Annotated in this window: 10 protein-coding genes; 7 read left to right on the top strand and 3 right to left on the bottom strand. The window is 57.3% G+C overall.

Annotated elements, in window-relative coordinates:
* Positions 1–11: 11 nt before the first annotated feature.
* The 4 genes from ACR0BU_RS02320 (at position 12) to ACR0BU_RS02305 (ending at position 4,510) form a co-directional block, all read left to right on the top strand.
* Positions 12–1,466, top strand: coding sequence for an NAD(P)(+) transhydrogenase (Re/Si-specific) subunit beta (locus tag ACR0BU_RS02320; protein WP_299079898.1), 1,455 nt, complete (start codon positions 12–14; stop codon positions 1,464–1,466).
* A gap of 93 nt (positions 1,467–1,559) precedes the next feature.
* Positions 1,560–1,916: a VOC family protein gene (locus tag ACR0BU_RS02315; protein WP_480734960.1), complete on the top strand. Its 357-nt coding sequence runs from the start codon at positions 1,560–1,562 to the stop codon at positions 1,914–1,916.
* 108 nt (positions 1,917–2,024) lie between these two features.
* Positions 2,025–3,302 (top strand): DUF3422 family protein, encoded by a 1,278-nt coding sequence (locus ACR0BU_RS02310; RefSeq protein WP_480734962.1) that lies wholly within the window; start codon positions 2,025–2,027, stop codon positions 3,300–3,302.
* 71 nt (positions 3,303–3,373) lie between these two features.
* Positions 3,374–4,510 carry an MFS transporter gene (locus ACR0BU_RS02305; protein ID WP_480734963.1) on the top strand — a complete coding sequence of 379 codons (1,137 nt, stop codon included), beginning with the start codon at positions 3,374–3,376 and terminating at the stop codon, positions 4,508–4,510.
* Positions 4,511–4,518: 8 nt separating this feature from the next.
* Here ACR0BU_RS02305 and ACR0BU_RS02300 read toward each other — a convergent pair whose 3' ends face one another.
* The 3 genes from ACR0BU_RS02300 to ACR0BU_RS02290 form a co-directional block, all read right to left on the bottom strand.
* Complete coding sequence (locus tag ACR0BU_RS02300) at positions 4,519–5,499, bottom strand: ABC transporter permease (protein ID WP_298933107.1); 981 nt, start codon at positions 5,497–5,499, stop codon at positions 4,519–4,521.
* Entirely contained in the window at positions 5,492–6,499 is a 1,008-nt protein-coding gene (locus tag ACR0BU_RS02295; protein WP_298933106.1) for an ABC transporter permease, read from the bottom strand. The genes ACR0BU_RS02300 and ACR0BU_RS02295 overlap by 8 nt, the downstream gene beginning before the upstream one ends.
* 94 nt (positions 6,500–6,593) lie before the next feature.
* Positions 6,594–8,300, bottom strand: a complete 1,707-nt coding sequence (locus ACR0BU_RS02290) for a peptide ABC transporter substrate-binding protein (protein WP_299885535.1) — start codon at positions 8,298–8,300, stop codon at positions 6,594–6,596.
* Between the two features lie 284 nt (positions 8,301–8,584).
* Here ACR0BU_RS02290 and ACR0BU_RS02285 point away from each other — a divergent pair, with 284 nt between their 5' ends.
* From ACR0BU_RS02285 to ACR0BU_RS02275, 3 genes are read left to right on the top strand one after another with little or no spacing between them, the layout of a single operon-like run.
* A complete protein-coding gene (locus tag ACR0BU_RS02285) occupies positions 8,585–10,405 on the top strand; it encodes an ABC transporter ATP-binding protein (protein ID WP_480734965.1) in 1,821 nt (606 codons plus the stop codon).
* Positions 10,406–10,410: 5 nt separating this feature from the next.
* A complete protein-coding gene (argE, locus tag ACR0BU_RS02280) occupies positions 10,411–11,577 on the top strand; it encodes an acetylornithine deacetylase (RefSeq protein WP_480734966.1) in 1,167 nt (388 codons plus the stop codon).
* Positions 11,578–11,620: 43 nt separating this feature from the next.
* A complete protein-coding gene (locus ACR0BU_RS02275; RefSeq protein WP_480734967.1) occupies positions 11,621–12,787 on the top strand; it encodes a M20 aminoacylase family protein in 1,167 nt (388 codons plus the stop codon).
* Positions 12,788–12,803 lie beyond the last annotated feature (16 nt).

Below are 12,803 nucleotides of genomic sequence, written 5' to 3'. Positions count from 1 at the left end.
AGGCCGGGCACATGGATTATGGCTTCACTACCGCCGCTTACGTTGTTGCGGCTGTCCTTTTCATCCTGTCCCTAGGCGGACTGTCGAACCAGGAAAGCGCCAAGCGCGCGGTCTGGTATGGCATCGTCGGTATGGGGCTTGCGGTCTTTGCTACGCTGGTCGGTCCCGGGTCTGGCTTGTGGCTGTTGTCGCTACTATTGATCGCTGGCGGTGGCTTTATCGGCCAGTACGTCGCGCAGCGCGTACAGATGACCGAGATGCCACAGCTTGTGGCCGCGATGCACTCGCTGGTGGGTCTGGCGGCTGTTTTCGTTGGCTACAATGCGCATTTCGAGATTGGCAATGTTGCGCAGGTCATGGCTATCGTGGATTCGGCCAATCAGGCGGATCTGTCTGATCTGGGGGCTTTCGCCAAGCTGATTGCAAAGAAGACCCCGGCAGAGCTGGGCATCCTGCATGTGGAACTGTTCCTGGGTATCTTCATTGGCGCGATCACCTTTACCGGTTCGGTCGTGGCCTATGGCAAGTTGGCGGGTAAGGTGACATCTGCAGCGACCAAGCTGCCGGGTGGCCATGCGCTGAACGCGGCGGCCGCGATCATCTCGTTGATCTGCCTGATCTGGTACACCGCGTCGGGTGGGTTCTTCCCGCTGTTCCTGATGACGCTGGCCGCGTTGTTCATCGGTTATCACCTGATCATGGGCATCGGCGGTGCCGACATGCCGGTAGTTGTGTCGATGCTGAACAGCTATTCCGGCTGGGCGGCTGCGGCGATTGGCTTCTCGCTGGGCAACGACCTGCTGATCGTGGTTGGTGCGCTCGTGGGCTCGTCAGGTGCGATCTTGTCCTACATCATGTGTAAAGCGATGAACCGTCATTTTGTCAGTGTGATCCTGGGCGGCTTTGGCGGCCCGCAAGGTGAGCAGATGGCTGTTGAGGGCGAGCAGATTGCCATCGAGGCCGATGGCGTGGCTGCAGCCCTGAACGATGCCGACAGCGTGGTGATCATCCCGGGTTACGGCATGGCCGTGGCACAGGCGCAGCAATCAGTTTCCGAACTGGTGCGCAAGCTGCGGGCGCAAGGCAAGAACGTACGCTTTGCCATCCACCCCGTTGCGGGCCGCTTGCCGGGCCACATGAACGTTCTGCTGGCCGAGGCAAAGGTGCCATATGACATCGTTCTGGAAATGGACGAGATCAATGACGACTTCCCGGACACGGATGTGGCCATTGTCATCGGCTCGAACGACATCGTGAACCCTGCTGCACAGGAAGATCCCAACAGCCCCATCGCCGGGATGCCGGTTCTGGAATGCTGGAAGGCCAAGCAGGTATTCGTCTCAAAGCGCGGCCAGGGCACCGGGTACTCGGGTATCGAAAACCCGCTGTTCTTCAAAGAAAACACCCGCATGTTCTATGGCGACGCCAAGGCTTCGCTGGACAAGCTGTTGCCGATGATCGACTGATCTGGGCCCGATACCCTTTGGAAAGGCGCCCATATGGGCGCCTTTTCTGTTTTTGCCAGCATTGAGGTACCATGCGATCACAGGAGGTGTCCGATGGAAACAGTGAATGGCATAGGTGGCGTGTTCTTTCGCGCTCGTGATCCGCAGGCGCTGACGCAATGGTACGAGACGCATCTGGGCGTTCATCACTATGATCCGGTTCCGTGGAAACAGCGCGAGGGCTATACGGTGTTTACCCCCTTCGCGCAGGACACGAGCTATTTTGGCCGAGACGAGCAACAATGGATGATCAACTTCCGTGTTGATGATCTGGAGGCCATGACCAAACAATTGCAAGCGGCCGGGATCACCGTAGAAACCAACCCAGAGTGGGACAGCGAGGTCGGGAAGTTTGCCCGCATCCACGACCCTGAGGGCAATCCGATTGAGCTCTGGCAACCAAATCAATGAGATAGCGTGTCTTGTATACCGTTGTATCCATGTAAGTTACTGAAATAAAAAGAGAATTGATGTCTGCCGTGCATACCGTATAGTCCGGGGAATTCAACGGAGCGACCAATGACACCGATCCAGGACCATCCGCTGCGCTATGCGCTGGCCAATGAATTGCATGCGCGCCCTTTTCCGGTAGCTCAGATGCCCTGCACGGTTGTGTTTTTGGCAATCAAAAAGCCCGAACAAGCGGTGGGTCGGGACAGAAGTGAAGATATCGCACATCTGACAGACCTCTTGGACCGCCACGGCGCGCCGCATCCGCAACCCGGTGCGACGCATTACGCGGGGCAAATCGGGCGCCACTGGCTCAAATGGGAACAGCATACGGAGTTTGTCACGTTCACCGCGATCACAAACAACGTTAGCGAGCGTGCGTTCAATCCCGCTGATTTTGAGGTTTTTCCACCGGACTGGCTGATGTCCAGCCCGGGACAACGGGTAACCTCGGTTCTGATGCGTGTAGTACCATGCCCCGATGACGATCAAATCAGCGCGTCGCTGACCGATTGGTTCGAGCCGGAAAGTCTGGCCGTTTCCCGAGTGTTGGATAATGCTGCCACTTGCGCCAGCGATTTTCGCATCGACCCGGCCGGGCACATGCGGTTTGCAATGTTCGTCTCGGAAGGGACCGGCGAACGACGAATTGGCCGCATCATCCAACGATTGTGTGAGGTCGAGACCTATAAGGCAATGTCCATGCTTGGGTTCGCGCGCGTCAAAAGTCTGACAGAACGCATCAGTGAATTGGATCAAAAACTGACCGAGCTGATGATTGAAATGACCGACGATGCCAACCGGCCCGATGATCAGTTGCCGCAACTGCTCGCAATCTCGACCGAGTTGGAAACACTGTCTGCCCGCAATGCATTTCGGTTTGGTGCAACCGGAGCTTACGAGGCCATCGTGAATCAGCGGATCGAAGTATTGCGAGAGGAGCGCTTTCTCGGCAGGCAGAGCTTTGCCGATTTCATGATGCGCCGGTATGACCCCGCCATTCGCACCGTGAAGTCCACGGAACGGCGCTTACAGACCTTGTCGGATAGGGCAATCCGTGCAGGTGATCTGCTGCGCACGCGGGTGGACGTCGAACGCAGCGCCCAGAACCAGGCATTGCTGGAAAGCATGGACCGCAGGGCCGATCTTGCGCTGCGTCTTCAACACACGGTCGAAGGGTTGTCTGTTGTGGCGATCAGCTACTACGCGGTTTCGCTGGCCAGCTATTTGCTCTATCCGTTGACGGCCGCCGGGATCAGCAAAGGCATGCTAACGGCGGCTGTCACGCTTCCGGTTGTGTTGTTGGTTTGGGACGCAATCCGAAGAATACGCAGCCGTTTAGAGTAAGAGCGGCTTGCCACCGACTTCGACCTTTGTAGAAGTGGTCGCGAGTGTCGGTGAAGGGGCAGAGGTTTCCAGTGATCAGTGTTGCATCTGCGTGGCGGGCCGTGGCCGCCATGTTTATTCTGAACGGTGCTTTGTTCGGCATTTGGGCGTCTCGTATTCCTGCCGTTCGCGACCACCTCCAACTAAGCCACGAAGACTTGGGCTATGGACTGTTGTTCATGGCGGCCGGGGCTGTCTGTTCCTTCCCAGTGACTGGGCGTCTGACAGACCGGTTTGGCGCTGTTGCCATCACCCGGATCATTGCGGTCCTATACACATTTTCTCTAGTCCTGTTGGGGCTTGCAGACAGTTTTGCGGCGCTGGCGGCTTTTCTGTTCGTTTTCGGCGCGTTTCATGGGTCGATGGATGTGTCCATGAACGCCTGGGGCGCAGAGGTCGAGCAAACCTACGACAAGCCGTTGATGTCCTCGTTCCATGCGATGTGGAGCTTGGGTGCCGGTCTGGGCGCGGTCAGCGGTTTCATAGCGGTGCAATTTGATCTGACGACATTTCAGCATTTTTTGGTGGCCGGTTGCATGGTCGTTCTTCTGGCTTTGGCGATGTCGTGGGTGCCTTGGGTATCGCGCCGGTCAGCCTTGTCGCAAGGATCGGTTTTTGCCTTGCCTTCGGGCGCATTGATCCTTGTCGGGTTCACGGCACTGTGCGCTGCGCTGGGCGAGGGCGCTGTTGCCGATTGGAGTGCCTTGTTCATGCGCGACGTGACAGGATCTACCGAAAGTGTGGCGACCTTGGGCTATGCAGTGTTTTCGGTTGCGATGGTGGTTTGCAGGCTTGCCGGAGGCGTGGCCATCGCTCGGTTTGGACCCGTCGCTTCGGCGCGTTTTGGTGGTCTCTGTTCGGCCTTGGGGGTGTTCTTAGTTGTCTCTTCCGGCAATGTGCCCCTCGCTTTGTTTGGATTTACCCTGATGGGGGTTGGCTATGCCGTGATCATGCCATTGGCGTTTAGCCGGGCGGCAAATGACCCGAATGTTCCGCCCGGTCAGGCGATCGCCAGTGTCGCAACACTTGGATATGGCGGGTTGTTGATTGGGCCACCGCTAATCGGGTTTCTGGCCGAGCTTTTGACGCTGCGGATGGCCTTCGCGGTTTTGCTACCGTTGGCCGTTATGATCGTAGTGTGCGCCGGCGCGCTAAGGCGCGCCGACTGATTTTTTGTTTAGCGTCCGCGAATACGCGGATCGAGCGCGTCGCGCAGGCCGTCGCCCAAATAGTTGACGCTCAGCACTGTCAGCGAGATTGCCAGGCCGGGCCAGAATACGCGCTCCGGGTATTGCTGCAGGTAGTCGACACCATCAAACAGTAGCCTTCCCCAGGTTGGGAAATCAGGCGGAAAGCCCAATCCAAGGAAAGACAGGGCGCTTTCCGTGATGATCGCCGTAGCAATTCCCAGCGTTGCCGATACCATGATCGGCGACAGCACGTTGGGCAGGATGTGCCGCGTGATGATCTGGCTGTTGCTGGTGCCGATGGACCGGGCGGCCAGCACGAATTCTCGTTCCTTGATGGCCAGCACATCACCCCGCACGATCCGCGCTGTCGGCATCCAAGATGTGATCCCGATGGCGCAGACGATCAGGATGAAAATCCCACGCTCCAGCCCGAAGGCTGCGGACAAAGGCTCGCGGAACAACAGCATCATCACCAGCAGCAAAGGCAGCAGCGGCAAAGCCAGGAACAGGTCCGTCAGGCGCATCAGCGGACCGTCCAACCGTCTGAAGAATCCGGCAACAACGCCGATGAACGAGCCCAAGAACAGGGCCAGAAGCATTGCCGTGATGCCCACTGAAACCGATGTTTGACCACCTGACATCATGCGAGCCATGATATCGCGCCCCAACTGGTCAGTGCCAAAGGGATGAGCGAAGCTGGGCCCCTGATTCCGAGACCGGATGTCGATCTGCGTCGGATCAATCGTCCAAAGAAACGGGCCGAGATAGACGGCAGCCACGATAAAGATGAATAGAACCGCCCCCAGCATGGCGCCCTTGTGGGTTTTGAACTGATCCCACACATCGCGCCATTGGCTGCGGGGTGGGGTTGCCAGCTCTTCCAGCACGTCGGCCGTTGGCAGGGCTGTTGATGCCGGGGCAAGTCCTTCATCGGGGATCAGCGTGTCTGAATGATTGTGATCAGTCATAGCGAATCCTCGGGTCCAGAATGCCATATAGAACGTCTGCGATCAGATTGAACAGAACGATCAGCACAGCAAAGATGAAGGTCAGGGTTTGCACCATCGGCAGGTCGTTGGCCTGAATGGCACCAATCAGCAGTTGGCCGATACCGTTCACCTTGAACACCTGTTCGGTGATGATTGCGCCGCCAAAGATGGCGGGAATTCCCAACGCGATCACGGTGACGACAGGGATCATCGAATTGCGCAAGACGTGAACCATAACCACGACATACTCGCTCAGGCCTTTGGCGCGGGCAGTGCGGACGTAGTCTTGATTAAGGTTGTCCAGCATCGAGGCGCGCATGAACCGGCTGAGTTGCGCTGTGATCTGTAGTGCCAGAACCATGACCGGCATGATCATCTGTTTCAGCTGCAATACAAAGCTGTCCCAACTGTTCACAACAAGTGTGGTGTCATAGATCGACGGGAACCAGCCCAGTTGGACCGAGAAGATCACGATCACCAGAACACCCGAAAAGAACGGCGGAACCGAGAAGCCGATCATCGACACAAATGTCCCCATCTGGTCGAACCAGGAGTACTGGCGATATGCAGAGTAGATGCCGATGGGCAGGGCAATCAGGATGGCGACCACATAGGCGGTGCCAACAACCCACAGGGTCTGCGGGATACGCTGAACGACAATGTCCATAACCGGCGAGCGGGTCTGCCAAGAAATCACGCGCAGATCACCTTCTGAGAAGGTTGTGCCGAACATCGCGTCGATCAGCACCTGTGGTTCGATCCAGAAGAATTGCACGATCCATTTCCAGAATCGGATATGCATCGGCTGGCCGAGGCCTAGTGCCTCGCGCATCTTCTCTTTGACTTCGGGCGGAACAGTGAGCGGAACCTGCGCCATCGGATCGCCAGGTGCGAGCTCGAGCAGCAGGAAAATGACGAGGCTGATGAACAAGAGCGTCGGAACGGCCAGTATCAGTCGTCTGATTGTGAAGTTAAGCATTAAGAGGCGCCTTTATATGCGTCTTCTTGTTGGTGGATTATGCGAAAGACCGCGCCCCGAAAAAGATCGGGGCGCGGCTTTGCAAGGCTAACGCTTAGGAACCGGTCTTGCGGTACCAGTCAGCGATATTCCACAGTTCGCTGTCCCAAACGTTCAGGACAACGCCACCCAGCGTGTTCGCGTGCGCCGACAGACGGCCACGGTGCACCAGCGGGATCATACCACCGTTCTGAACGATGATATCGTTCAACTGTGTGGCGATAGCAGCCCGCTGCTCCAGACCTGCGGTTTCGGCCAGTTGTGCGTGCAGCTTGTCGAACTCTTCGTTGCAGAAGCGGCTGATGTTCTCACCCTGCCACTGCGAGTCGGGGCGAGGTGCCTTGTCGCACAGACCATTGCCCAGATAGGACTGCGGGTCGGTGCCGTTGAAGGTGTTGGCATACATTTCAACGTCGGCATAGAACTTCTGGAAGGTATCAGGCGAACCCGGGTCACCCCCGAAAAAGACTGACGCGTTGATGTTACGCAGCTCGGATTCGATACCGATCTGACTCCACCATTCCTTGATCAGCGCCTGGAAGTCCTGACGGACGGCGTTGGTCGAGGTCTGGTAGACAACTTTCAGCGGAACACCGTCTTTTTCGCGCACGCCGTCGCCATCTGTATCGACGATACCTGCGTCATCCAGCATCTTCTTCGCGCCTTCGATATCCTGCGTGTCGCAGGTCATCGAGGTCGAGTTGAACGCGGCCGGCGCCGGAACCCAGTTGCAGGTCACTTTACCTGCCTGACCATAGCCGATTTCCACCAGCAGCGGACGGTCGATGGCCATTGACATGGCTTTGTAAACGGCCGGGTCCTGAAGGAACGGATGCGGATGGGCAGCCGTCGAACGCTCACCTTCCGGTAGGTCGGGCGATGGGTTCGTTTGGTTCAACATGATCCGCTCGACCAGTGGACCAAAGCCCGCGACGGGCGTACCCTTGCCACCTTCCTGCATCTGGGCGATCACTTCGGGCGCCAACTGCAGGTTCCAGGCATAGTCAAACTCGCCCGTTTCCATAACGGCGCGGCCTGCCGCTGTCGCGTCGCCGCCGCCTTTGAACGTCACAGAAGCAAATGCGGGTTTAGCCGGGTCGCGGTAATTGTCGTTGGCCTGGAATGTGATCACGTCATTCGGTTTGAACTCGGTGACGACAAACGGACCCGTGCCGATTGGGTTGAAGTTCTGGTCCGTGCATTCCGGCGCTTTCGCGCCTGTGCAATCGGCAAATTGCGCAGCCTGAATGATCGGGCTTTCGCCGCCAACGAACGGTCCGTAGGGGAATGGGGTTGGTTTGTCGAATGTGACTTTGACGGTCAGGTCATCGACTGCTTCGACAGCGGTTACGCCTTCGAATTTGGTCACCTGCGCACAGCCACCATCGGGGTCCATGCAGTAGTCGGCGGTGAATTTCACATCTGCGGATGTGAAGGGGGTTCCGTCGGACCAAGTGATTCCCGGTGCGATTTTCCAGGTGATCGAAGTCAGATCTTCGCTAACGCCGCCATTTTCAACGGTTGGGATTTCAGATGCAAGGAAAGGCACCATATTGCCGTCTTGGTCATAGCGCGCCAACGGTTCAATCACGAGCGACGATGCTTCGACGTCCTTGGTGCCGCCTGACAGGAAAGGGTTCAGGATTGACGGAGCCTGCCAATAAATAATGCTGACATTGCCGTCCGATCCGCGCTCTGCCATGGCCATCGGGGCCATAGCTGTGCTTGCGATCGCGCCAAGCAAAAGGGTTTTGATTTTCATCATACACTCCATGTTGGACACTTGCGTGTCTCGATTTCTTCCGCAATGCCTGCGGATTTGGCGTTGCCGAAAGGGGAGTAAGGTCCTGATTTCGAATCGCAAATTCAGGCAGCATTCTGGTGATGCCGTATTCTCCCCAATACGGTTACGCTTGGTATCGAAACAGAACTTTGGAAAATTGCAAGAGTTGCTGTGGCGAAAAGGTGCAACCGGTTTGACTTTCCCCTTATTGCCGCCTTAGCGTCGGGCAATAGAACAAAAAAGCTGCCAAGGGGAGCGTGTGCGTGCTGGACCAACCGATTGCACAGATAAAAAAACTTCGCGTCGAGTTTCAAACCAAGGACGGCCCAGTGGTTGGGGTCGAGGATGTCTCGTTCGATGTGAATCCCGGCGAAACCGTTTGTATCGTTGGTGAATCCGGGTCTGGAAAGTCGGTCTCGTCGTTGTCACTGATGCGGTTGGTCGAGTTTGGAGGCGGCGAAATCGCGGGCGGAGAATTGTTGTTCGATCGGCGCGATGGCGAAGAGATGGACCTGTCCAGGGCCGATCAGGACCTGATGAAACAGATTCGCGGCAATGAAATTGGGATGATTTTTCAGGAGCCGATGACTGCACTGAACCCGGTTTTCACAGTAGGCCGGCAACTGACCGAAGGCCTGCGCATCCACAAAGATATGACCAAACCCGAGGCTGAAGCGCGGGCACTGGAACTTCTGCGCCAGGTACGCATCCCCGAGCCGGAACGACGCCTGAAGCAATACCCACATGAATTGTCCGGTGGGATGAGGCAACGGGTTGTTATCGCCATGGCAATGGCGTGCGAACCGCGCCTGCTGATTGCGGATGAACCGACCACGGCGCTGGATGTGACCATTCAGGCCGAAATTCTGGCTCTGATGGACCGGCTGAAACGGGAAACGGGCACCGCTGTTATGTTCATTACGCATGACATGGCTGTGGTTGCGCAGATGGCCGACCGTGTTGTGGTCATGTTCCGCGGCAACAAGGTTGAAGAAGGTTCAGTCAAAGAGATCTTCGAGAACCCGCAGCACGATTACACCAAGGCCTTGCTGGCGGCGGTGCCGAAGTTGGGTGAAATGCAGGGCAAAGCCGCGCCCGAACCGATGAAGCTGTTGGGCGTGGAAGGGCAGAATATCGCGCCGATCCCAGGCACCGAGGAGGTTCTGTTAACGGTCAAGAACCTGACGACGCGCTTTCCGGTCAAGGGCGGGTTGTTACGTCGGACCATCTCGAACGTCCATGCGGTCGAGGATGTGTCGTTCAAATTGAACAAAGGGCAGACCCTAAGTCTTGTTGGCGAATCCGGATGCGGAAAATCCACGGCCGGTCGATCTATCCTGCGTTTGGTCGAGCCTTTGTCTGGCGAGGTCGATCTGGATGGCTTGGACATCATAAAGCTGGATCAGAGCGGTCTGCGCAAGGCGCGGCTGGACATGCAGATGATCTTTCAGGATCCCTTCGCCTCGCTGAACCCACAGATGCAATTGCTGGACCAAGTGGCGGAACCGATGCGGAACTATGGCGTGGCGACCGGGTCAGAGTTGCAGGACCGCGTGGCACAATTGTTCGACAAAGTGCAACTGCCGCGCAGTTTCATGCGCCGGTTCCCACATGAAATGTCAGGCGGTCAGCGACAGCGAATCGCGATTGCCCGCGCGTTGGCCTTGAACCCAAAGCTGATCATCGCAGATGAGGCCGTTTCGGCTCTGGACGTCTCGGTGCAGGCGCAGGTTCTGAACCTGATGATGGAGCTACAATCCGAGCTGGGCTTGTCCTATCTCTTCATCAGTCATGATATGGCCGTTGTGGAACGGGTCAGCCACCACGTCGGTGTCATGTATCTGGGCCGGATCGTGGAACTGGGACCACGTGCGCGCGTGTTTGAAAACCCGCAGCACGCCTATACACAGGCCCTGATGAAAGCAGTGCCAATCGCTGATCCGAATAAACGGAAGTCGGAAAAGGACTTAAATTTCAAACCGATCCCATCTCCGATCCACCCGATTGGGTACACACCAGAGCCGTCGGAATACCGCGAGGTCGAACCGGGGCATTTCATTCTCACCACTGACAGCGGGTACTAGACCCCATGGCACTGCGCCTGACGCCGCTTGAGATCATGACCAAGCTGATCTCATTCCCGACGGTGAGCCGCGACAGCAACCTGCCTTTGGTGGATTGGGTCGAAGGGTATTTGCGGGACCACGGGATCACGTCATATCGCTGGCCGGACCCGGAGCAGCCGCACAAGGCGGCGCTGTATGCTCATGTCGGCCCCTGGGAAGAGGGCGCAATTGTTCTGTCCGGTCACACGGATGTGGTGCCGGTGGACGGGCAGCCATGGGATACCGATCCGTTCTTGGTGACAGAGAAGGACGGCAAGTATTTCGGGCGCGGCACCTGTGACATGAAAGGCTTTGATGCCCTGGCCATCTGGGCCTTGGTTGAGGCGCACTACGCCGATGTCAAACGCCCGCTACAGCTGGCGCTCAGCTTTGATGAAGAGGTCGGATGCACCGGTGCGCCGCCGATGATCGAGGCAATGCAGGGCGTGCTGCCAAAAGGCTCTGCTGTGATTGTGGGTGAGCCGTCGATGATGCAAGCTGTGACCGGCCATAAGGGGGGCTTTGGCTATGACACCCATATGGTCGGGTTTGAAGTTCACAGCTCGATCATGCACACAGGTGTCAACGCCATTATGGAAGCAGCCCCGTTGATCGACTGGGCCAACAGGCGAAACGCCGAAAACCGGCTGGCCAGGCCGAGTGACATAGCGGCGGTCTTTGATCCGCCATGGACCACCTGCCATGTGGGGATGATTCAGGGCGGAACGGCCCATAATATCACCGCCAAAGACTGCCGGTTCATGATGGACTTTCGGGTTGTGCCGGGTGAAGAGGCTCGCACTTGGCGAGATGCCTATCTACGGCAGGTCCGCGAGGCCGAGACACAGATGCAAAAGATCCATCCGGAAGCCCGCATCGAGGTTTCCGAGAATTTTGCAGTACCTGCCTTGATGCCGGAAAAAGAAGGTGAGGCCGAGGCTTTGGTGCGCACCCTGACAGGTGACAATGCCAGCCATGTCGTCAGCTATGGCACAGAAGCCGGACAGTTTCAGGAGGCGGGTTATTCTGCCGTGATCTGCGGGCCGGGCGATATCGCGCAGGCGCATCAGCCAAACGAGTTCATTTCGATCGCGCAGTTTGACTCGGGCCAGACCTTCATGAAACGCCTTGTATCCAGGTTGGCGGCGTAATCTGTTTTATTTGTTTATCAAATAACTACGTGGAGAACTTAAATTGCCGGTCAAAAACAGACTTGCTGAAATGCATGACGAGATCACCAAGTGGCGCCGTCATCTGCATGCTCATCCAGAGCTGATGTATGACGTACACGAGACTGCGGCATTTGTTGCTGAGCGTCTGAAAGAATTTGGTGTAGACGAGACAACCCCGGGCATTGGGAAAACCGGTGTTGTGGCCGTGATCCGCGGACGTCAGGATACGCAAGGCCGCGTGATCGGGTTGCGTGCGGACATGGATGCGCTACCGATCGAAGAAGCGACGGGGCTGGACTATGCTTCGACCGTGTCCGGCAAAATGCATGCTTGCGGCCATGACGGGCACACCTCGATGCTGCTGGGCGCGGCACAATATCTGGCAGAGACCCGGAACTTCGATGGTACAGCCGTGCTGATCTTTCAACCCGCCGAAGAAGGCGGCGCGGGCGGTCTGGCCATGTGCCAAGACGGAATGATGGACCGGTGGGGTATTCAGGAAGTCTACGGCATGCACAATATGCCGGGTCTGCCTGTCGGAGAGTTTGCGATCCGGCCCGGGGCACTGCTGGCCTCCTCTGACGAGTTTGAGATCGTTGTCACCGGCAAAGGGGGGCATGCCGCCGCGCCCCATGATGCGGTCGACACAACGCTGGTGGCTTCTCATATCGTCGTGGCTCTTCAATCCGTTGTGGCGCGTACGGTCGATCCGATTAAGCGCGTTGTTCTGACGGTGGGCACGTTTGAAACCGACAGCTCGGCCTCGAATGTCATTGCGCACACGGTGCGCCTTTTGGGTACTGTCAGAACGCTTGACCCCGAATACCGCACCATCGCGGAAGAGAGGGTTCGCAGGATCGCAGAAGACACGGCCTCGGCCTTTGGGGCGACTGCAACGATGACGTGGACGCCTGGCTACCCTGTGACGGTAAATTCCCAGGCTGAGACGGAGTATGCGGCCGAGGCCGCCGCCGCCGTAGCAGGCAAGGTGACCGAGAACACCGATCCCATAATGCCGTCCGAAGATTTTGCCTATATGCTTGAAGAACGGCCCGGAGCCTACATCTTTGTAGGCAATGGGGACACCGCGATGTGCCACCACCCGGAATACAATTTCGACGACGACGCGATACCCGCCGGCTGCAGTTGGTATGCCGAGCTTGTGGAACGACGATTGCCCGTCGCATAATAACAGGGAGCATGAC

Source organism: Ruegeria sp. CK2 (assembly GCF_056536585.1).
Note: the sequence above shows the minus strand (reverse complement) of the source record. Positions and strands in the feature narration are given on the sequence as shown.

What these genes read in the sequence shown, in the direction of transcription:
- ACR0BU_RS02295 (WP_298933106.1), bottom strand. Translation starts at nt 6,499, where the DNA reads ATGCTTAACTTCACAATCAGACGACTGATACTGGCCGTTCCGACGCTC.
- ACR0BU_RS02310 (WP_480734962.1), top strand. Translation starts at nt 2,025, where the DNA reads ATGACACCGATCCAGGACCATCCGCTGCGCTATGCGCTGGCCAATGAA.
- ACR0BU_RS02320 (WP_299079898.1), top strand. Translation starts at nt 12, where the DNA reads ATGGATTATGGCTTCACTACCGCCGCTTACGTTGTTGCGGCTGTCCTT.
- argE (WP_480734966.1), top strand. Translation starts at nt 10,411, where the DNA reads ATGGCACTGCGCCTGACGCCGCTTGAGATCATGACCAAGCTGATCTCA.
- ACR0BU_RS02300 (WP_298933107.1), bottom strand. Translation starts at nt 5,499, where the DNA reads ATGACTGATCACAATCATTCAGACACGCTGATCCCCGATGAAGGACTT.
- ACR0BU_RS02315 (WP_480734960.1), top strand. Translation starts at nt 1,560, where the DNA reads ATGGAAACAGTGAATGGCATAGGTGGCGTGTTCTTTCGCGCTCGTGAT.
- ACR0BU_RS02290 (WP_299885535.1), bottom strand. Translation starts at nt 8,300, where the DNA reads ATGAAAATCAAAACCCTTTTGCTTGGCGCGATCGCAAGCACAGCTATG.